Origin of the sequence: Mycobacterium sp. SA01, from assembly GCF_041287105.1 — a bacterium.
Lineage (GTDB): Bacteria > Actinomycetota > Actinomycetes > Mycobacteriales > Mycobacteriaceae > Mycobacterium.
In genome coordinates this window covers 1-19,624 of sequence record NZ_JBGGNO010000003.1, presented here as the reverse complement: position 1 = coordinate 19,624, position 19,624 = coordinate 1, and the positions used below count along the sequence as shown (strand labels likewise).

The following is a 19,624-nucleotide window of genomic DNA, read 5'->3' as shown; positions in this document are numbered from 1 at the left end:
CCCCCCCCCCCCCCCCCCCCCGCCCAAGTTTCTGGTTACTCGGATTCGCCGAGGATCTGGTAGATCTCGCGACGCGCAGTGTTGACGATGTCGATGATGCGCTGCTGCTGCTCCGGGTTGGCAGCGAAAGCCGCCTGTCGCACGGCGCCGAACAACTGGCCCACGGCGGCACGGATGTTGACCTGGCCGGGGTCGGCACCTTCGGTGATCTCGTCCCAGGGGGCGGTCTCGATCTTGTCGGCGGCGGCGCGACCGTCGTCGGTCAGCTCGAAGAGCTTCTTGCTGCCTTCGGATTCGCTTGCCACCAGCAGACCTTCGTCGACCAGCAGCTGCAGGGTCGGATAGACCGAGCCGGGGCTGGGCTTCCACAGATCCTGGGTGCGCTCGGCGATCTCCTGGATCATCTCGTAGCCGTGCATCGGCCGCTCGGCGAGCAGTTTGAGGATGGCGGCCCGCACGTCACCGCGACGACCTCGGCCGCGGCCATGTCCGCGGCGACCGCCGCGTCCGCCGCCACCGGGACCGAAGCCGCCCGGGCCGAAGCCGGGACCAAAGCCGGGACCAAAGCCGCCGCGCGGGCCGAACGGCGGACCGTCGTGGTGACCGCCGTGCTCGCGGAACTGCTCACGCAGTTGATCGCGGAATTCGCGGCGGCCGTGCCGGCGGCCACGGCCGGCGGGGGCGAAACCGAAACCCGGACCGAAGCCGGGACCAAAGCCGGGCCGGCCCATATCCGGGCCTCCGAACTGGGGAAATGGGGTGTTCATAGAGATTCTCGTTTCTGGTCTGGAAACGCCGAATGCGTTTCCGATACGTTGACGATATATCGGAAACTATCGCGATGCAACGGTTAGTTGGATCGCCGGTCGATCTCCTCGACCACCCAGCGCGCCCAGTCGGCCTCCATGGCCTCTACTCGCAGTCCGAATTCCAAGGCCGCGCGTCCGTAGAACCCGACGTCGGTGTCGCCCCACTCCATGCAGTCGCGCACCTGTTCGTAGCGGGTGAGCTCGGCTTCGGCATGCTCGGCGACCGAGACCATGTAGGCCCGGGCCTGCTCGGGAGTCATCTCGCTGAGCAGGAACACCCGCAGCAACTCGGCGCTGCGGTAGGGCGGGTCATCCTGGGGGTTGGTCATCCAGCGCAGAAGATCCTGACGTCCGGCATCGGTGACGCGGTACTCCTTGCGTCCGCGCGGGCCGACGTCGGTGACCTCGATCAGGCCGGCATCGGCGAGTTTGTTGAGCTCGCCGTAGAGCTGGCTCTGGGTCGCCGGCCACACGTTGGCCATCGACACATCGAAGCGTTTGAGCAGGTCGTACCCGCTGCCGGGCTCCTGGGCGAGGAGGCCCAGTGCCGCGTACCGAAGACTCACGCGACCATCGTAAAGCTCGACATGTCAGTTCTGGAATATCTCACGTACCACTATTGACAGGTCATCAGTGGACTGTCACAGTTAGCGGCATGACGGACACCACGACCGACTCAACCAACTTGCCCGCCGAGGGGCAGTTCTTCCAGCGTGGTAACTACGCGCCGGTGCCGGACGAACTCACCGAATACGCCCTGCCCGTCGAGGGCTCGATTCCGACCGAGCTCGACGGCTGGTATCTGCGCAACGGGCCGAACCCGCGGGAGGCCAACAGCCATTGGTTCACCGGCGACGGGATGATCCACGGCGTCCGCATCGAAGACGGCGCGGCCAAGTGGTACCGCAATCGGTGGGTGCGCACCGACAGCTTCGTCGACCCGTTCCCGCTCTACCGCGAGGACGGGACGCGTGACCTGCGGGCCGCGGTCGCCAACACCCACGTCGTCAACCACGCCGGCAAGACGCTCGCGCTGGTGGAGTCCTCGTTCCCGTACGAGATCACCAACGAACTGGACACGGTGGGCTGCTACGACTTCGACGGCAAGCTGCAGAACTCGATGACCGCACACCCGAAGATCTGCCCGACCACCGGGGAACTGCATTTCTTCGGATACGGCAGCATCTTCGAGCCGTACGTCACGTATCACCGCGCCGACGCCAACGGCGAGCTGACCGTCAACCGTCCACTGGACGTCAAGGCGCACACCATGATGCACGACTTCGCGATGACCGCCGAGCACGTGATCTTCATGGACCTGCCGATCGTGTTCAACCTCGACATCGCGATGCGCGGCGAAGGTGACATGCCCTACCGATGGGACGACGACTACGGCGCCCGACTCGGTGTGCTGCGGCGCGATGATCCGTTCGGTGAGGTTCGCTGGTTCGAGATCGACCCCTGTTACGTCTTCCACGTCGCCAATGCGCACGAGTCCGCTGACGGGAAATCGATTGTGCTGCAGGCGGTTCGCTACGCCGAACTGTGGCGGGACAATGGCGGGTTCGACGCCAATGCGGTGATGTGGAGCTGGACGATCGACCTGCAGAACGGCACGGTCAGCGAGCGCCAGCTCGACGACCGCGCGGTGGAATTCCCGCGGATCGACGACCGGCTGGCCGGCCTGCCCGCCCGCTACTCGGTCTCCGTCGGCGACGCGAGCCTGGTGCGTCACGACCTGACCGACGGCAGCGCCGTCGAGCACCGTTTCAGCACCGGACTGGTGCCGGGTGGGCCGGGGGAGGCGGTCTTCGTCCCGTCGACGTCGGGACCGGCCGACGAAAGCAACGGCTGGTACATCGCCTACGTCTACGACGGCGCACGGGACGGAAGCGATCTGGTGATCCTGGATGCGTCGGACTTCGCGGGTAAGCCGGTGGCCCGAATCCAGCTGCCGCGCCGGGTGCCATACGGCTTCCACGGCAACTGGATTCCCGCGTAGCGGTACTCCGTCACCTGCCCGGCGTCGACCCTGCGACGATATGAGCTCATGGGCGACTTCAGCGCGCTGCCGGGCACGGCCATCGTCGTCGGCGGCACCGGCGGGATCGGCGCCGAGATCGTCCAGATGCTCGTCGCGCGTGGGTCGCGGGTGGTCTTCACCTACCTCGGCAACGCAGGCAAGGCGGCGGAGATCGCGGGGGATGGCGTGACCGCCGAGCAGCTCGACATCACCGACGCCGCGGCGGTACGCAGCGTCGTCGACTCGTTCGCCGGCGAGGGCGGCGTACACACCGTCGTCCACGCCGCAGGCGCGCATGTGCCGATGCGGCACCTCAGCACCGTCGATCCCGACCAGTTCGATCGACAGCTGAACACCGACACCGCAGGCTTCTTCAACGTCGTCACCGCAGCACTGCCACACCTGCGCGCGTCGCAGGGCAGTCTCGTGGCCGTCACCACCGCCGCCACCCGGCGCTTCGCGGTCCGCGACGGGCTCTCGGTCGCGCCGAAGGCCGCCATCGAAGCGCTGATTCGCGGGATTGCCGCCGAGGAGGGCAGATTCGGGGTGCGTGCCAACTGTGTCGGACCGGGGATGCTCGTCGACGGCAACGCGCAGCGACTGATCGCCAACGGTGACCTCGACGAGAAGGCGCTCGACGCCGCCCGGCGCAACACCCCGCTGGGCCGCTTCGGCGATGCCACCGACATCGCGGAGGCGGTGTGCTTCCTGGCCTCGCCGCGAGCCCGGTTCATCACCGGCCAGAAGCTGGACGTGGACGGCGGCTACGGTGTCTGACCGGATGGCCGACGTCCAGGCGATCCGAGATGTGGTCACCCGGTATTGCCGTGGCATCGATCGGCTCGACGTCGAGCTGGTGCGGCAGGCCTACCACGACGACGGCATCGACCACCACACCGGTTTCGACGGAACCGTCGACGAATACGTCTCGTGGGTGCGCAAGGGCCTCGAATACCTGGCCGGAACAATGCATTTCATCGGCAACCACCACATCGACTTCGTCGATCACGACACCGCCATCAGCGAGACCTACGTGATGGCAACGCATTGGGGCCCGCCGGACTCGGGTCAGCGCGCGAATTTCACCACCGGCGCACGCTACGTCGACCTCATGGAGCGCCGTGACGGTCGGTGGGCGATCGCTGAGCGCTGGGCGGTGCGGGAGTGGACCCGTCCGGATGTGTTCGTCGCCCCGGAACAGCCCGGACCTCGCGGTACCCGCGACACTGACGATCCGCTGTCTGTCCTGATGAAACGCTTTGGCCTGTAGGGGTTGCGAGTACCCTCAGCACACCATGGTGGTGAAATGGCTGGACGGCCCGGAAGAGCACGACTATGACGCGGCAGACTATGTGAGCACTCTCACCGACGAGAACACCGCGATCCCGTGCCGGCTGGCGTCGTGGGTGCACTCGGCGTGAGCTTCGGCTTCGCCACCCTGGCGCTGGTCGCGGTCGTCGGCTTGGCAGGCCCGCTTCTGGCGTCGGTTCCGCGGCTGCGGATCCCGGTCGTCATCGGCGAGTTGGCGGTGGGATTACTCATCGGCAGAACGGGTTTCGGCCTCGTCGACCCCGGTGACAAGACGTTCAGCCTGCTGGCCGACATCGGATTCGCGTTGGTGATGTTCGTGGTGGGCACGCATGTGCCGATCCGCGACGTGACCCTGCGATCCTCGATCCCCATGGCGATGGTGCGGGCGGTGCTGGTCGGTGCCGTTGCGACCGGTGTGGCAGTCGGATTGGCCGCGGTGTTCCACACCGGCCACACCGGGGTGTACGCGGTGTTGATGGCGTCGTCGTCGGCGGCACTGGCGCTGCCGGTCATCCAGCAACTCGGCCTCGGCGGGGCCGCGGTGCAGGCGGTCACCACACAGATCGCGATCGCAGACGCGACGTCGATCGTGTTGCTGCCGTTGGTGATCGACCCGGACCGTGCGCTCGCCGCGGCCTCTGGCGCGCTGCTCATCGCATTCTGTGCCGGCCTGGTGTTCCTCGGACTCTGGGTGTCCGACCGGAGAGGTTGGCGCAGGCGGCTACATCACTTCTCCGAGCGCAACAACTTCGCCCTCGAGTTGCGCATCAGTTTGCTCGTGCTCTTCGCGCTTGCCACCCTCGCGATCACCACCCACGTGTCGATCATGTTGGCCGGCTTCGCCCTGGGCCTGGCGGTCAAGGCGGCGGGCGAACCGAGGCGGCTGGCCCGCCAGCTGTTCGGCATCACCGAAGGTCTGTTCAGTCCGCTGTTCTTCGTCTGGCTCGGCGCCTCGCTGCAGGTACGTGAACTCGGCGACCATCCGGCCTACATCCTGCTCGGGGTTGGCCTGGGCATCGGCGCGGTGTTGGCGCACTGCGTCGGACGGCTGACCGGGCAGCCTCTGGCGCTGGCCGCGCTGGCCGCCGCTCAACTCGGAGTGCCGGTCGCCGCGGCCACACTCGGCACCCAGAGCGGTCTGCTGGCCGCGGGCGAACCCTCCGCGTTGATGCTCGGCGCGCTGCTGACCATCGGCGTCACCTCGATAGCCAGCGTGATCGCGGCTCGACGGCACCGGGAACTGCCACCGACGCCGGCTGCGTAGCGCCACGACGTGTGCCGGTTGTCCGGTTGGGGTAGCCGACGTCCATGACCGCTTCGAACGCCACCGAAACCAACCCCGAGAAGGCGCCGCGCGCGCGGCTCTGGACCAACTGGCTGTTGGCGCTGTCCACCCTGGTGGGCGCGGGGGTTGTTCAATTGTTCGCCATGGGCGCGGTGATGGGGACCGCTGCGTGCAGCAATCCCAATTGCCCGAAGCCGAGCGGCTTCGTCTACGGCCTGCTCACCTACGGCGCGCCGGTGATCGCGGTCCTGGCTGTCGTCATCACCATCTTCACGGCGAAACATCCACGCGGCTGGGTGGTTCCCGTCGCCGCGTGGGTGCTGCTGATCGTCGACATCGCCATCCTGTTCGCTACGTTCTCCTAGCCCGGAAGGCCGTGGGGCTCACACCATGGGCCCGTTTGAACGCGGTGCTGAGCGCGAACGGTGTGCCGTAGCCGACGTGGCGTGCGACGGCACCGACGGTGAGCTCGGAGGAGCTCAACAGATCTGCGGCCAGGGCCAGCCGCCATCCGGTCAGGAACGCGATGGGGGATTCTCCGGCCAGCGCGGTGAATCGCTTGGCGAATGACGCGCGTGAACTCCCCACCGCGGCAGCAAGATTCGCAACCGTCCATGGATGAGCCGGGTCGTTGTACATGAGTCGGATCGCCGGACCGACGAGCGTATCGGCCTCGGCGGCCCACCACGGCGGGGCGTTGCCCGGTCGGTTGAACCAGGTTCGCAGGAAGTCGAGCAGGAGTAGATCGAGCAGGCGGTCGAGGAAGGCTTCCTGACCGGGGCCGCCGCGGACGGCCTCGGCGGCCAATGCCTGCGGCAGCGGACTGACCCAGTCGGCCGCCCGCAACACGGCGACGTCCGGCAGCGCGCCGAGTAGTCGGGCGCTCACCGCGCTGTGGCCTTCGTACGCCCCGACGACGGCGCGGGTGGCGCCGGCTGCGCTGTTACCCCATGTGCGGAGCCCCAGCGCCATCGTGAACGTCAGGTCCGCACCGGTCAGCGTCGTGCATCGCTGACCCGGGTGGATGACGATCTGGGCGGGTGTGGTGATGTCGTCGGCGAGCACGTAGTGCTTGGTGCCGCGGGTCAAGGCGACGTCACCGGAATGCAGGCCGATCGCCTCGCCGCCGTCGGGGGAGAGCACCGCGCCCCCGTCGGTCAGGCAGATGACCGTCAGCGGGGCCTCATCCTGGAGTCGCATGGACCACGGCGGGTCGAGCACCATCCGCAGAACGAACGCGCCGTGAGCGCGCACCCCATCCAGCAGGCCCACCAACGCATCCACATCGCCCAGGCTAGAGACTTATGCGTATGGATCAAGCATTCTGAACCATTCTCAGTCTGACCGTCACCTGGTCTGCTGGCACCATGCCGAATTCTCCCGTCGTCGTGCTCGCCACCGTCGCCGCGATCGCCGCTGCCGCAGTTGGCGGTGTGTTTTATGCCTTCTCCACGTTCGTGATGCGCGGCCTGGACCAGACCGGTCCCGACGACGCCGCCACCGCGATGCGCGGTATCAACGCCGAGGCCGGGACGAATGCCCCGTTCTTGACCCTCTTTGTGGGGTCGGCGTTGGTTGCCGTCCTCGTGGGCGTCGCCGCGTTGATGCAGTGGCGGCTTCCGGGCAGCGGCTGGCTGGTCGCCGGGGCCGTGCTGGCGTTGGTGCCGTTCATCGTGACCATCGTGGTGAACGTGCCGCTGAACGACCGGCTGGCCGCGTCGTTGACATGGCAGGACTACTACCGGACCTGGACGGCGTGGAACCACGTGCGGACCGTCGCGGCACTGGCGGGTTCGGCGCTGATACTGACCGGTGTGCGCCTGCGCTAGCTGGGCGGTACGAAACCGTCGGGCGGCGGGGGCGCCGACGGCACGGGCCCCGGCGGCGGGGCGAGCGGATACGACGGCGGCGGCCCGGGTGGATACTGCGGGACAGGTTCCGGCGGTCGGAGCCGGGCCAGCTCGCGGCGGTGCCGCTCGGCGAGCACAGCGGCCAACACGTAGTGCGGCGGCGTGCCCGGTGGCGGCGGCGGCGAGATGCGGCCGACCACGTCGACCGCGATGCGGAACGCCATGTCGTCCCGCACGTAGGGATCCAATTCGGGTGCGCGAGCGAGGAATTGGCGGGCCAGCTCAGCCTGCTCAGGGCCCAGCGCGGACAGTTCCAACGAGGCGGCCCACCACGCCAGCGACGGCGGCATCGCAGGCGGGGGCGGCATCTTCGGGCCGCGTTCACTGATCACGACGGTGCCGGCGAAGACGTCACCGATGCGTTTGCCTCGCGGTGAAACCAGGCTGCAGATCACCGCGGGTCCGCCCATGAACATCCAGATCTCCACGAAACCCGCCAATGCCCGAAACAGGGCCTGGCGAAAGCGTTCCGGGCCGCCGTCGTCGGACACCACTCGAAGGCCCATCGCGATCTTGCCGAGTGTCCTTCCCCGCGTGGCGGTCTCGAAGACGACCGGATAGCCGACCATCACCAGCACCGTGAAGATGATCAGAATCGCGGCGGACAGCGCCTCGTCGAGCTGGGTGATCGTGGTGGCCCACAGCAGCACACCGATGATGTAGCCGACCAGGATGATCGCGATGTCGATGAGTGCGCTGACGGCCCGCACCGGCAATTGGGCGATCTGGACGTCGAGGACGACGGCGTCCCCGGTCACCACCGTCTCGGGCACCATAACGGTCAACGGTACTAGTGTCGGCCGGGTGGACGTCGACGCATTCGTGCTGGCCCACCAGGACACCTGGACTCGGCTCGAGCAGCTGGTCAAGCGGCGCCGTCGCCTGTCCGGGCCGGAAGTGGACGAACTCGTCGAGCTCTACCAGCGGGTCTCGACGCATCTGTCGATGGTGCGTTCGGCCTCGTCGGACTCGGTTCTGGTGGGGCGGCTCTCCAGCCTGGTGGCGCGGGCCCGCGCGGCCGTCACCGGTGCGCACGCCCCGATGTGGCACGAGTTCGCCCGGTTCTGGACGGTGTCGTTCCCGGTGGTGGCCTACCGCGCCTGGCGCTGGTGGCTGGCGACTGCCGTCGCGTTCTTCGCGGTGGCGACGGTCATCGGGATCTGGGTCGGTGGCAGTCCGGAGGTGCAGTCGGCGCTCAGCACGCCGCAGGAGATCGAACATCTGATCAACCACGACTTCGCCTCGTACTACAGCGAGAATCCGGCCGGCTCGTTCGCGTTGCGAGTGTGGGTGAACAACTCCTGGGTTGCCGCGCAGTGCATCGGGTTCGCGATCCTGCTGGGCATCCCGATCCCGTGGGTGATCTTCCAGAACGCGGCCAATCTCGGTGTGATGGGCGGCTTGATGATCCACGCGGGCAAGGCCGATGTGTTGTTCGGGCTGCTCATACCGCACGGGCTGCTCGAACTGACGGCGGTGTTCCTGGCCGGAGCGGTCGGCATGCGGCTGGGATGGACGGTCATCTCGCCGGGTGACCGGCCACGCGGCCAGGCGCTCGCCGAGCAGGGCCGCGCCGTGGTCGCGGCGGCGGTCGGGCTCGCCGGGGTGCTGCTGGTGTCGGGTCTGATCGAGGCGCTGGTGACGCCGTCGCCGCTGCCGACGTTCATCCGCATCGGCATCGGGGTGGCCGCCGAGGCCGGATTCCTGGCGTATGTCGTCTACTTCGGCCGCAAAGCCAGCCGCGCCGGAGAAACCGGCGACGTCGAGAACGCCCCCGACGTGGTGCCGACCGGCTGACCTACAGGCGGCCGGTGGCTTTCATCGACAGGTAGCGGTCGGCCAGGGCCGGCGCGAGATCCTCGGGCGACGCGTCGACCACCTCGACACCGCTGTGCCGCAGCCGGCTTGCGATGCTGCGCCGGTCATTGCGGGCCCGTTCGGCGGCCGCCGCGTCGTAGACCTGGGCGGCGTCGGCGCGGCCGGCAGCCAGCTCGTCGACCCGCGGATCCGACACCGCGGCAACGATCACCTGATGTTTTGCCGACAGTCGCGGGAGCACCGGCAGCAGCCCCTCGTCGAGCGCAGAGGAGTTCAGGTCGGTCAGCAGCACCACCAACGCCCGACGGCGCACCCGGCGCTGGACGGCGGCCACCATCGCGGTCGCATCCGATTCGATCAGCGCCGGCTCCAGCGGCGCCATCGCCTCCACCAGGTGAGCCAGCAGCTCGGAGCGGGAGGCGCCGAAAACCGCTGCGCGGGTGAGCCGGTCGTGGGCCAGGAAGTCGACATGGTCGCCGGCGCGCGATGCCAGCGCACCCAGCAGCAGCGCGGCGTCCATCGACCAGTCCAGCCGAGGCCAGCCGCCGGGGTCCCGGGCGGTGGGATCGACACCGACACGACCCGCCGACGTGCGACCGGTGTCGAGCACGATCACCACACGCCGGTCACGTTCGGGGCGCCAGGTGCGCACTACCACGTCGGCTCGGCGCGCGGTGGCGCGCCAGTCGATCGAGCGGACGTCATCGCCGACGACATATTCGCGGAGTGAATCGAATTCGGTTCCCTGGCCGCGGATCAGCACCGGCAGCAGCCCGTCGATCTCCCGCAGCCGGGCCAGCCGCGACGGCAGATGCTTGCGCGACAGGAACGGCGGCAGAATCCGCATCTGCCCCGCGACCGGATGGGACCGCTGCCGCCCGGCGACACCCAAGGGACCGATCGAGCGGACGGTGACCACCTCCGACCGGAGATCGCCACGGCGGACGGGGCGTAAAACAGTTGTGACAGTGCCGGTTTCGGATGCGCGCAGGAACAGGTCATGCGCGCGAGGTTCGGCACACGCGCTGGGCGGCCAGGCATCCCGCACCGCACCGCGGAACCGGCGACGCCCGGTGTTGTGAATGTGAACCACAGCATCCACCGACTGCCCCAACCGCGCGGAGGTGTCCGGCTCGCGGGTCAGGCGCAGAGCCTGCGGACTTCCGGCCAGCGTTAGGTCGAGGGCCACGATGAGCAGCAGCACCAGCAGCGCGACGACGAATGTCGTTGCCGGCCAGGGCGACAGCGTGATCGGGAGGGCGCCCAGCAGCGCGATCAGGCCGGCGCGTCCGGTGAGGATCACTAGCGCGGCACCGGCACCGCGGCCAGGATGCCGTCCAGCACGCCGTCGGGGGTGGCGCCTTCGAGTTCGGCCTCGGGGCGCAGCGCGATGCGATGGCGCAGCGTCGGCCGGGCCATGGCCTTGACGTCGTCCGGGGTCACGTAACCGCGGCCGGATAACCACGCCCAGGACCGGGCCGTGCCCAACAGTGCGGTCGCTCCGCGCGGTGACACACCCAGCTGCAGCGACGGGGAATTCCGGGTGGCGCCGACGATGTCGACGATGTAGGCCAACACCTCGTCGGCGATCAGCACCCGCTTCACCGCTTCGCGGCCCGCGGCAAGTTCGGCGGTGCCGGCCACCGGGCGGATGGCGCTCAGGTCGCGGGGATCGAATCCGTTCGCATGCCGGGACAGGATCGCGATCTCCTGATCGCGCGGCGGCAGCGGGACGTTCAGCTTCAGCAGGAACCGGTCGAGCTGCGCCTCGGGCAGCTGATAGGTGCCCTCGTACTCGATCGGGTTCTGGGTGGCGGCCACGATGAACGGGTCCGGCAGTGGACGCGGCTCACCGTCGACGCTGACCTGACGCTCCTCCATGGCCTCCAGCAGCGCCGCTTGCGTTTTCGGCGGGGTCCGGTTGATCTCGTCAGCCAGCATGAGGTTGGTGAACACCGGCCCTTCGTGGAACACGAACGCCGCGGTCTTGGCGTCATAGACCAGCGACCCGGTGACGTCGCCCGGCATCAGGTCCGGCGTGAACTGCACGCGCTTGAAGTCCAGTTGCAGCGCGGCCGACATCGCCCGCACCAGCAGTGTCTTCGCCACCCCCGGAACGCCCTCCAGGAGAACGTGTCCGCGGCACAACAGGGCGATCACCAGCCCGCTCACCACGGCGTCCTGCCCGACAACGGCTTTGGCGATCTCACCGCGCAGGGCGAGCAGGGCGCTGCGCGCCGCGTCATGCTCGGCGATGGGTGCGGGAGGCTGGGCAAAATTCGTCACGACGTCGTGACCTGCCTTTCGATGTCGTCGAGTGCATGGGCTAGGTGGAGCAAATCGGTATCGGTCGACGGGGGCGGCCCGAACAGCAGGTGCTGCAGGGTGTTCGGGTCCCCGGCGTAGCGCTGCGCAACCGCGGATGTCACCGCCGCGGGAGAGGCATTGGGGCCCAGGCCGAGTCGCGGCGCCAGTCGCTGCAGCGTTGCGGTACGCAGGGCCTCGGCGGCCTGTCCGCGGGCTCGGCGCGACCGATAGAGCCGGGCGCGACCCTCGACCGTCTCGGAGGCCCGCACCACCACCGGCAGTTTCTCGGCGACCAGCGGCCCCAACCGGCGGCCCTGCCAGACGGCCAGCAGCACCACCACCAGGCACAGCTGCCAGACCAGCCAGTTGACCGCGTCGGGCATCAGATCCGTCAGCGACGATCCTGCTGTCCCTTCACCTTCCGGCTTCTGCGGGGCGTACCAGATGAGCCGGGGTCGGTCACCGGCCAGATTCATCGCCAGCGCGGCGTTGCCCTCGCTGAGCAGGCCGCCGTTGGTCATGAAGTCCGCGCTGCCGACGACGGTGACGGTGCGGCCGCCGTCCTGATAGCGCACCACTGCGCCGCCGTAACAGCGGGTCACGTCGACGTCGCCGGCCTTTTCGTAGGTGTCGGTGGCGCCCAATTGCACGGTTCCGGCGCGGTTCGCCTCGCGCAGATCGCAATCGGGCTCGGAGGTCAGCATGCTGGCACCGCCGAGCCGGACGTCGGCGGCCAATGCCTGCCGCGCTCGCGAGGTGGGTTCCAGCACCAGTCGGTCGCCGGGGACGTCCGCGAGCCGGGTCAGCAGATCCTGGCCGCGGGTGTTGTACGTCTCGGCCGCAAGCAGCAGGGAGTCCGGGCGGGCGGCTTTCTCGACATCCGCGACGCTCTCGGCGACGACGACGTCGACACCGCGGTCGCGCAGCAGGGCGACCAGGGCGTGTGCGCCGTCCGGGCTGGTCGAGTCCGGATCCATCCGGCCGCCCGGTCGCGGTGCGGTGAGGAGCGCGCTGACCGCCGCGATCGCCGAGATCACGATCAGCGCCAAGGCAATCCAGCGTCCGGTGCGCCACCGCTGGCCGAGGGTGGTGCTCACCGCAGCGGAGCCCAGGTGTCGGCGACGACTGGAGCTCCGCCGTCGGAACCGGTCGGGTCGGCATGCCGGTGCAGGGCGTCGTCGAGGGCGGCCACCATCCGGTAGTCCGGTTCGGTTCCGGGCTGTTCCCCGTAGGTGACATCGTTGAACACCGTTGCCGCCCGGCGTAAGTCACCGCCGAAAGCGGGCAGCAGCTCGCCGGCATCCGCGGCGAGTTCGTTGGCGGTACGGCCCGGGACAGCGTTGAGCAGACCGGTCTCCTCCAGGTGGCGGGCCACCGCGCGAAGCCGGTGACGGATGGCCGCAGCCCAGTTACCTTGCGCCGCATACGTCTCAGCAGTTTCGCGGTGTTCGGCCGAGCTGAGTTCGCGCGCGCCGAACAGTCCCGCGTCGCCACCGCGGTTGGTGCGCATTGTCTGCTTGGCGATCCGCACCGCGAGAATGAACGCCACCAGCACCACGATCGCCAGCACCGCGATGGTCAACCACCCGCCCGGAATGGAAGACCCCTTTGCGATCACCCGGTACAGCAGTTCCTGGAACCACTCGTTGAGCCTGTCGGTCAACGATTCCGTCGGGTAGATCGGTTTGGCCAGCTCACGCTGGGCCGCGTCGTGCGCGGTCTCCCGGTCGATGTCGATGACAGGCATGGTGATCCGGAGCGTCAGCGCGGCGGCGTGAGCCATAAATCGTCGGCAGCCGCGGGTTCCGCCGGCGCCGCGGTGGCACCGGTCTGCAGCACCAGATCGAAGGCCTCCGCGCGAATGCGCGTGTCGGTGTACAGCAGCACCGTGACACCTGCGGTGAACGGCGCGACGATGATCTGCGCGATCGCACCCCCGATGGCGGTCAATGTGGTGGCGAGGACGATCGGTCCCGAGGAGTCCGCGCCGAGAAGGAACACCTGCCCGGCGATGCTGAACGGAACCGCGACCGCTCCGGCGATGACACCGGCCACCACCGACGCGAGCAACCGAATACCGAATATGCGCCAGAAGTGGTTGCGTACCAAGCCAAACGAGCGCCGGACGGATGCCATGATCGGCTTGCGCTCGAGTACGACGGCGGCCGGCGCGAACGACAGCGCGGTGTACAGGTAGACCAGCGCAGCGATCAAACCGAGCACCAGCGGAATGCCGACGATCACCGCAGCGGTGCCGTTACCGGCCACCGCAACACCGGCGATGACCGCCACGACCACGCCGACCAACAGCAGGACAGCGAGGACTTCGAGGGCGCTGAAGCCGATCAGTGCCCACAGCCTGCCGCGGAGGCGCTGCCACGCCTGGCCGACAGTGATCTTGGTGCCGAAGACCGCTCGGCCCACGACGACGGTGAGCATGCCCGACAGCAGAATTCCGGCGAGCGCGGTGGTCAGCCCGCTGGTCGCACTGGACGCCACGGAGCCCAGCATCGCCGGCGTAGACAGCTCCTCGCCGCGCTGGGCGCCCACCTTGCCCATCGAGAGCAGCGGACCCAGCTGCAGGACCAGCGCGAGCGCCTGAGTGATCACCACGACGACCGTTGTCAGGCCGAGCGTGGCCTTCGGGTTGGCCCGGATGTAGCCGACTGCGCCGTTGAAGATGTCGCTGAGTGACAGCGGCCGCAGCGGAATGATGCCCGGTTTGGGCGCCATGGGTAGTTGCGTACCGTAGCCGGGCGGCGGGAACCCTGGGGGGCCCGGGGGGCCATAGCCCGGGGGTGGGTAGCCCGGTGGCGGATATCCCGGTGGTGGATAGCCCGGCGGCCCGTAGCCGGGCGGCGGGAACCCTGGCGGGCCGTAGCCCGGCGGCGGGTAAGCCGGCGGGGGATATCCGGACGGCGGGAAGGGCGGTTGACCAGGCCATCCCGGCGGCGGTCCTGGGGGTACCGTCACCGGCGAACCTTCCCGACGTCGTAGCTCATCAGTCCATCCTGTCGAGCGGCGAAGTATTTCTCAACGTCCTCGCAATCCCGGGCGCGTAGCGTTTGCGCCATGGCGGAGCTCAAGGACCGGCTGAGATCGGACCTCACAGAAGCGATGAAGAACCAGGACAAGTTGCGTACCGCGACGCTGCGGTTGCTGCTTGCGGCGATCCAGACCGAGGAGGTCTCCGGCAAGCAAGCCCGGGATCTGTCCGACGAGGAGGTGCTGAAGGTCCTGGCGAGGGAGTCCAAGAAGCGCAGCGAGTCCGCCGAGATCTACACCCAGAACGGACGAGGCGAGCTGGCCGCCGAGGAACACGCCGAGGCCCGGATCATCGACGAGTACCTGCCGACGCCGCTGACCGACGCCGAGGTCGCCGATGTGGCCGACACCGCGATCGCGCAGGTGGCCGAGGAGATCGGTGAGCGACCGTCGACCAAGCAGATGGGCTTGGTGATGAAGGCGGCCAACGCGATCGCCGCGGGTAAGGCCGACGGTTCGCGGCTGTCCGCGGCGGTCAAAGCGCGCCTGTAGTCGTTTCGCTCGCCGGCGTCGGGGTACTCGTCGCGCATGACGCGCTTCGGATACACCCTGATGACCGAGCAAAGCGGGCCCAAAGACCTTGTGCGCTACGCTGTTTCGGCTGAGCAAGCAGGCTTCGACTTCGAAGTGTCCAGTGACCACTTCTCACCGTGGCTCACGTCCCAAGGGCATGCCCCCAATGCCTGGACGACGCTGGGCGCGGTCGCACACGCGACCGAGCGGGTGGCGCTCTACACCTACGTGACGTGCCCGACGATGCGCTACCACCCCGCGGTCGTCGCGCAGCAGGCCGCCACCCTGCAGATCCTCGCCGACGGCCGATTCACCCTGGGTCTGGGGTCAGGCGAAAACCTCAACGAACACGTCGTCGGCAAGGGATGGCCGACGATCCAGCGGCGCCAGGACATGCTCAAAGAGGCGATCGTTGTCATTCGCGAGCTGTTGAGCGGCGAACTCGTCGACCACAAGGGCGACTACTTCGAAGTCGATTCGGCACGGATATGGGATGTCCCCGACGAGCCGGTCTCCATCGGCGTCGCGATGTCGGGCGAGCGTTCCGTGGAGGCCTTCGCGACCCTGAGCGACCACCTGATCGCCGTGGAACCCGACGACAAACTCGTCGACGCCTGGCACGGCGCGCGCCATGCCACCGGCCTGGCCGGCGGCGGCCGGGTCATCGGGCAGATCCCGGTGTGCTGGGACCCTGACCGTGACGCCGCGATCCAGCGGGCACACGACCAGTTCCGCTGGTTCGGCGGCGGCTGGGACGTCAACGCAGACCTGCCCACCCCGGCCGGCTTCGCAGGCGCCACTCAGTTCGTCAGGCCGGAGGACGTCGCCGACAGCATTCCGTGCGGACCCGACCTGGACGCAATCGTCGAATCGGTGAGGGCCTACTGGGAAGCCGGATTCACCGACATCGCACTCGTGCAGATCGGTGACGAGGGGCAGGACGAATTCCTGGCGAAGGCAGCCGAACCGTTGTTGGACAAGCTTCGCAAATCGGCTAACTGATTTCGTAAATCCCTTGTGTTGCTGCCTGTTTGGGCCGGATTCGATGGGGTAACCGAGCCTGACCCAAACAAGTAGGAGGGGTACGGATGTTCATCCACAACAAAGATCTTCAGTTCGACGTCCGGGTCACTCAGCCCGACCCGAGGTTCGCGAAGCTGTTGCAGGAGCAGTTCGGTGGAGCCAACGGCGAACTGGCAGCAGCAATGCAATATTTCACCCAGGCGTTCGTCCTCCGGCGCAAGAACCCCCGGATGTACGACCTGTTCATGGACATCGCGACCGAGGAACTCAGCCATCTCGAGATGGTCGGGTCGATGATCACGATGTTGCTCGACGGTCTCAACGACGACCTCAAGCAGGCCAACGAAATTTGCGATTGGATGCCTGCGGTCGCCAGCGGGGACGGCCGCGACCAAATCATCCACTCGGTGGCGGTGAATCCCTTGCATTTCGCCCTGACCGGAGCCGGACCGGATGTTGGTAATTCAGCGGGCGCACCGTGGACCGGTGCGTATGTGAACTCCAACGGCGATCCGACCGTCGACCTGCGCAGCAACATCGCGGCGGAGTCGCGGGCCAAGGTCGTGTACGAATATCTCAAGCAATTCACGACCGACCCTGGCGTTCAGGACACCCTGAGCTTCCTCATGACTCGCGAAGTCACGCACTTCCAACAATTCACCTCTGCGCTCAACGACCTTCCGGTCAACTTTCCGCCCGGTCAGTTGCCCGGCGACGAGCGGTTCCAGAACGTGGCACTCAACATGTCCGACGGTGAAGGCTCGGTGCGCGGGCCGTGGAACGAAGGCCAGGGTCCGTGGCCCGACGGCATGGAGTGGAAGTACATCGAGAACCCCACGGACTGGGTCGGCAGTTCGGCATGGCAGAACAAGGGGTCGGAACGCAATCCTCAAGGTACGCCGAAGGTGGACAGCGCGAAGCCGTTCACCCACGAGCAGCACAGCCCAACCAGCTGACGGAGCTAAAAGGCCGGTGCCGGAAAGTATTTCCGGCACCGGCCTTGTCGTACGTAGCCCTCTGTCAGCGGCCCTGCGGGTCAGGTGGGTTCTCGCCGGCACGACCGCTCAGTGCGTCCCGGGCATGGTCGACGATCGCCGCGGCCGTACCGATCGTCTTTTGGACGAGCGCGCTTGGCGGAGTGTCGGGGTGGGGACGAGTCGGCGCGACTTTCTTTGCTACCACAAGTCTCTGGCCGAGTTCTTCGAGCTCGGCTTGACCGACAGCTGAGCGCAGCAGCGGCCACACCTGGTCTTGTTCGAACGCGATGTGTTCGCGGCCCGCTTTGATGAACTCCGCCAACGCATCGTGATAGTCGGCTTCGCCCGGATTTCCGTCTTCGAGCCGCTGCAATAGCTTCTTGCCCGCTTGCTCCTGAGCGATCGCTGTGTCGGCCAATTCGTCGCCGTTGGCAACAGCTTTACGTACCAGAGGCCAGAACCACTGCTCTTCGATCGCCTCGTGTTGAGACTCGGCGATCACAAGGTTCGTCACCATCGTTCCGAGGCCGCTTTGGGCGGCACCATTCCCGATCGGCGCGCCGTCGAGCACCTCGAACATGCCCAGCACGCTCTCGTGGTCGGCACGCAGAAAACTCAACGCATCCATGTATTTCCCCTCGTAATCGAACTTGTGGTGGCGTGATACCCCCCACCAATGGGTTGAAACGAAAGGCGCGGGGTAATCCCGGTGGTCATGACCGACCCCACCTCCGATGAGGAAGACCACGCCGACTACACCGACGATCACCAGGACGAGCCGCGCGGCGGCAGGCCCGGCCCCGCGGACAAGGGTGGCCAGGGCGGGATGGCCACCCGAGAAGTGGCCCCCGATGTCGCCGCGTTACCCGACCAAGAGCCGCCGGACTAGGACTCGGCGTCGCGTCCTTCACGGCTGCTGCGGTACGCCTTGGCCCGGACGTTTCGCAACCACTCCGGCCATACCTGCACATCCGGTGCGCTGTGCCGGACCGGGTCGAAGGAAACATCGTGCTCGGCGTGGTCGGCGAGCGGCACAACCTCGGTGAGCCGCAGCGTCGCCATCGGCTCGAATTCGCCGCTACCGGATGCCTGCTCGATGTCGAATTCGAGACCGCCGTCGTCGATGCGTTGGTGCACCGTCTGTAGCGACAAGCCGGGGCCGTCCACGGGTGTGGCCAGACGAGCCCGGATCCACCACAGTTCATCCTCGTATCGCAGCGGCAGCAGGCTCGAGTACATCGCCTCGGACCACGAGGTCACCGCGCGCAACGCGACCCGGTTGGGCACGAAGGCGCTCGACCCAAAGCCCGCCGACACCAGCAAGACGTCCCACGGGGTGGCCGCGAACGGGGCAGGGGGCACCCGCCAGGCCAGGCCCGCGGCGTCTGGAAGAGCACCAGGGGTGCCCACCGCTTTGGAGACGCGGCCGACGATGTCGCCGGATTCGACCGGCAGGCCTTCGCTGGGAGGCGACAACCGCTCGATCGTGCCGTTGGCCAACACTCCGCTCGGATGGAAGAACCGGCGGTGCCGGAGGGCCGCGCCCGCGGCGATGGGTAGGGCAGCAAGATCGGAAGCTTTCACACCGAACACCTTCCCGGTCGGTGGGGTGGGCAAACCAACCAGCGGGTTTAACGCCCCCGTAATGGGGCATGTATCTCGCAGCGCGGTGAGAAAACACGGGCGCGATCGACTGTCGAAAGGCCAATGTTGACCATTCTCTACCCCGACCTTCAAAGTTCGGTTGCTGCTGTTCCTGGTGTGTATGCACCGCAACACGATTCACAATTGCTCATCGAAGCCATGACCCTCACCGGCGCCGTTACCGGCCGCCGTGTCGTCGATCTCTGCACGGGAAGCGGCGTGATCGCGATCACGGCCGCACAATTGGGAGCTCGCAGTGTCACCGCATTCGACATCTGCCCCAAGGCAGTTCGATGTGCGGCCGACAACGCAGACGACGCAGGCGTTGGTGTTGACGCGCAGCTGGGAACCTGGGGCGACGCCGTCGCGGCCGGTCCCTTTGATCTGGTGGTCTCCAATCCGCCTTATGTGCCAACGAGTCCCGACGCACACCTCGAGCAGATCCCTGCCGAAGTGGGCCCGTCGACGGCCTGGAATGCCGGCGTCGACGGCCGCCAGGTGCTGAATCCACTGTGCGATTCGGCTGCCGAGCTGCTCAGCGACAACGGAACGATGCTGATCGTGCAGTCGGAGTTCTCGGACACCGAGCAGTCGCTGAGCCGCCTGCGCGGCGCCGGACTGGACGCGGACGTCCTTCTCCGACAGGTCATTCCGTTCGGCCCCGTGCTCAGCGCCCGGGCGTCGTGGATGGAGAAGATCGGTATGCTCCCTGCCGGCAGGCGGGAGGAGGAAATCGTGGTGATCCGCGCGGACAAGCGGTGAGCGACGACGAACCACGGGTGGTCCGGATAGTCAGCGGCGGCCCCATGATGGTGCAGGGTCCGGTGCGGATCGAGCTGCCCGACAGCTCCGTCGTCGAGTGCGACCGCTTCATGGTCGCGATCTGTATGTGCAAGCGCAGCAAGACTTATCCGCTGTGCGATACCAGTCATCGTCGTCGCCGGCGTACCCGCGACGCC

25 protein-coding genes are annotated in these 19,624 nt (G+C 67.6%); 14 read left to right on the top strand and 11 right to left on the bottom strand.

Annotation, left to right across the window (positions count from 1 at the left end):
• Window positions 1–35: 35 nt before the first annotated feature.
• Both AB4879_RS00145 and AB4879_RS00140 read right to left on the bottom strand, forming a co-directional pair.
• On the bottom strand, window positions 36–767 hold the full coding sequence (locus AB4879_RS00145) for a PadR family transcriptional regulator (protein ID WP_102809509.1): 732 nt from the start codon (window positions 765–767) through the stop codon (window positions 36–38).
• Between the two features lie 83 nt (window positions 768–850).
• Window positions 851–1,375 (bottom strand): PadR family transcriptional regulator, encoded by a 525-nt coding sequence (locus tag AB4879_RS00140; RefSeq protein ID WP_102809508.1) that lies wholly within the window; start codon window positions 1,373–1,375, stop codon window positions 851–853.
• 89 nt (window positions 1,376–1,464) lie between these two features.
• Between AB4879_RS00140 and AB4879_RS00135 the strand changes: the two genes are divergently transcribed.
• From AB4879_RS00135 to AB4879_RS00110, 6 genes are read left to right on the top strand one after another with little or no spacing between them, the layout of a single operon-like run.
• Window positions 1,465–2,811, top strand: coding sequence for a carotenoid oxygenase family protein (locus tag AB4879_RS00135; protein WP_370505919.1), 1,347 nt, complete (start codon window positions 1,465–1,467; stop codon window positions 2,809–2,811).
• A gap of 48 nt (window positions 2,812–2,859) precedes the next feature.
• Window positions 2,860–3,609 carry an SDR family oxidoreductase gene (locus AB4879_RS00130; protein WP_370505918.1) on the top strand — a complete coding sequence of 250 codons (750 nt, stop codon included), beginning with the start codon at window positions 2,860–2,862 and terminating at the stop codon, window positions 3,607–3,609.
• Window positions 3,602–4,102 (top strand): nuclear transport factor 2 family protein, encoded by a 501-nt coding sequence (locus AB4879_RS00125; RefSeq protein WP_370505917.1) that lies wholly within the window; start codon window positions 3,602–3,604, stop codon window positions 4,100–4,102. Before AB4879_RS00130 ends, AB4879_RS00125 begins: the two co-directional genes overlap by 8 nt.
• A 25-nt stretch (window positions 4,103–4,127) precedes the next feature.
• Window positions 4,128–4,253, top strand: a complete 126-nt coding sequence (locus AB4879_RS00120) for a hypothetical protein (RefSeq protein ID WP_370505916.1) — start codon at window positions 4,128–4,130, stop codon at window positions 4,251–4,253.
• Complete coding sequence (locus AB4879_RS00115; RefSeq protein ID WP_370505915.1) at window positions 4,235–5,407, top strand: cation:proton antiporter; 1,173 nt, start codon at window positions 4,235–4,237, stop codon at window positions 5,405–5,407. The genes AB4879_RS00120 and AB4879_RS00115 overlap by 19 nt, the downstream gene beginning before the upstream one ends.
• Before the next feature lie 44 nt (window positions 5,408–5,451).
• Complete coding sequence (locus tag AB4879_RS00110; RefSeq protein ID WP_233209491.1) at window positions 5,452–5,793, top strand: hypothetical protein; 342 nt, start codon at window positions 5,452–5,454, stop codon at window positions 5,791–5,793.
• Here AB4879_RS00110 and AB4879_RS00105 read toward each other — a convergent pair.
• Window positions 5,780–6,712, bottom strand: a complete 933-nt coding sequence (locus tag AB4879_RS00105) for an AraC family transcriptional regulator (protein ID WP_370505914.1) — start codon at window positions 6,710–6,712, stop codon at window positions 5,780–5,782. The genes AB4879_RS00110 and AB4879_RS00105 overlap by 14 nt on opposite strands.
• A gap of 83 nt (window positions 6,713–6,795) precedes the next feature.
• Here AB4879_RS00105 and AB4879_RS00100 point away from each other — a divergent pair, with 83 nt between their 5' ends.
• Window positions 6,796–7,257, top strand: a complete 462-nt coding sequence (locus AB4879_RS00100; protein WP_370505913.1) for a DUF1772 domain-containing protein — start codon at window positions 6,796–6,798, stop codon at window positions 7,255–7,257.
• Here the strand turns inward: AB4879_RS00100 and AB4879_RS00095 are convergent.
• Window positions 7,254–8,114: an RDD family protein gene (locus AB4879_RS00095; protein WP_370505912.1), complete on the bottom strand. Its 861-nt coding sequence runs from the start codon at window positions 8,112–8,114 to the stop codon at window positions 7,254–7,256. The genes AB4879_RS00100 and AB4879_RS00095 overlap by 4 nt on opposite strands.
• Window positions 8,115–8,142: 28 nt before the next feature.
• On the opposite strand from AB4879_RS00095, the gene AB4879_RS00090 reads away from it, so the two are divergent.
• Window positions 8,143–9,135: a stage II sporulation protein M gene (locus tag AB4879_RS00090; RefSeq protein ID WP_370505911.1), complete on the top strand. Its 993-nt coding sequence runs from the start codon at window positions 8,143–8,145 to the stop codon at window positions 9,133–9,135.
• A gap of 1 nt (window position 9,136) precedes the next feature.
• Here AB4879_RS00090 and AB4879_RS00085 read toward each other — a convergent pair whose 3' ends face one another.
• The 5 genes from AB4879_RS00085 to AB4879_RS00065 are packed head-to-tail and all read right to left on the bottom strand — an operon-like array spanning window position 9,137 to window position 14,196.
• Entirely contained in the window at window positions 9,137–10,459 is a 1,323-nt protein-coding gene (locus AB4879_RS00085; protein WP_370505910.1) for a DUF58 domain-containing protein, read from the bottom strand.
• The gene (locus AB4879_RS00080; protein ID WP_115317595.1) at window positions 10,459–11,442 is read right to left on the bottom strand and encodes a MoxR family ATPase; all 984 of its coding nucleotides are present in this window, start codon (window positions 11,440–11,442) and stop codon (window positions 10,459–10,461) included. Before AB4879_RS00080 ends, AB4879_RS00085 begins: the two co-directional genes overlap by 1 nt.
• Window positions 11,439–12,560 (bottom strand): DUF4350 domain-containing protein, encoded by a 1,122-nt coding sequence (locus AB4879_RS00075; protein ID WP_370505909.1) that lies wholly within the window; start codon window positions 12,558–12,560, stop codon window positions 11,439–11,441. The genes AB4879_RS00080 and AB4879_RS00075 overlap by 4 nt, the downstream gene beginning before the upstream one ends.
• Window positions 12,557–13,210 carry a DUF4129 domain-containing protein gene (locus AB4879_RS00070; RefSeq protein ID WP_102809516.1) on the bottom strand — a complete coding sequence of 218 codons (654 nt, stop codon included), beginning with the start codon at window positions 13,208–13,210 and terminating at the stop codon, window positions 12,557–12,559. The genes AB4879_RS00075 and AB4879_RS00070 overlap by 4 nt, the downstream gene beginning before the upstream one ends.
• A gap of 14 nt (window positions 13,211–13,224) precedes the next feature.
• Window positions 13,225–14,196 (bottom strand): hypothetical protein, encoded by a 972-nt coding sequence (locus tag AB4879_RS00065; protein WP_370505908.1) that lies wholly within the window; start codon window positions 14,194–14,196, stop codon window positions 13,225–13,227.
• A 339-nt stretch (window positions 14,197–14,535) separates the two neighbouring features.
• On the opposite strand from AB4879_RS00065, the gene AB4879_RS00060 reads away from it, so the two are divergent.
• The 3 genes from AB4879_RS00060 (at window position 14,536) to AB4879_RS00050 (ending at window position 17,000) form a co-directional block, all read left to right on the top strand.
• Entirely contained in the window at window positions 14,536–15,000 is a 465-nt protein-coding gene (locus tag AB4879_RS00060) for a GatB/YqeY domain-containing protein (protein ID WP_102809495.1), read from the top strand.
• Between the two features lie 36 nt (window positions 15,001–15,036).
• Window positions 15,037–16,023, top strand: coding sequence for an LLM class F420-dependent oxidoreductase (locus AB4879_RS00055; RefSeq protein ID WP_370505907.1), 987 nt, complete (start codon window positions 15,037–15,039; stop codon window positions 16,021–16,023).
• 86 nt (window positions 16,024–16,109) lie between these two features.
• Window positions 16,110–17,000: a manganese catalase family protein gene (locus AB4879_RS00050; RefSeq protein ID WP_370505906.1), complete on the top strand. Its 891-nt coding sequence runs from the start codon at window positions 16,110–16,112 to the stop codon at window positions 16,998–17,000.
• A gap of 64 nt (window positions 17,001–17,064) precedes the next feature.
• On the opposite strand, the gene AB4879_RS00045 is transcribed toward AB4879_RS00050, so the two are convergent.
• Window positions 17,065–17,649 carry a hemerythrin domain-containing protein gene (locus AB4879_RS00045; RefSeq protein WP_370505905.1) on the bottom strand — a complete coding sequence of 195 codons (585 nt, stop codon included), beginning with the start codon at window positions 17,647–17,649 and terminating at the stop codon, window positions 17,065–17,067.
• Window positions 17,650–17,736: 87 nt separating this feature from the next.
• Here AB4879_RS00045 and AB4879_RS00040 point away from each other — a divergent pair, with 87 nt between their 5' ends.
• Window positions 17,737–17,910 carry a hypothetical protein gene (locus AB4879_RS00040; RefSeq protein ID WP_199190036.1) on the top strand — a complete coding sequence of 58 codons (174 nt, stop codon included), beginning with the start codon at window positions 17,737–17,739 and terminating at the stop codon, window positions 17,908–17,910.
• On the opposite strand, the gene AB4879_RS00035 is transcribed toward AB4879_RS00040, so the two are convergent.
• Entirely contained in the window at window positions 17,907–18,605 is a 699-nt protein-coding gene (locus AB4879_RS00035) for a phosphodiesterase (protein ID WP_370505904.1), read from the bottom strand. The two genes, AB4879_RS00040 and AB4879_RS00035, sit on opposite strands and share 4 nt — an antisense overlap.
• A gap of 126 nt (window positions 18,606–18,731) precedes the next feature.
• On the opposite strand from AB4879_RS00035, the gene AB4879_RS00030 reads away from it, so the two are divergent.
• Both AB4879_RS00030 and AB4879_RS00025 read left to right on the top strand, forming a co-directional pair.
• The gene (locus AB4879_RS00030; RefSeq protein ID WP_370505920.1) at window positions 18,732–19,427 is read left to right on the top strand and encodes a HemK2/MTQ2 family protein methyltransferase; all 696 of its coding nucleotides are present in this window, start codon (window positions 18,732–18,734) and stop codon (window positions 19,425–19,427) included.
• A partial coding sequence (locus AB4879_RS00025; RefSeq protein WP_370505903.1) for a CDGSH iron-sulfur domain-containing protein occupies window positions 19,424–19,624 on the top strand: 201 nt, incomplete at its 3' end. The genes AB4879_RS00030 and AB4879_RS00025, both read left to right, overlap by 4 nt.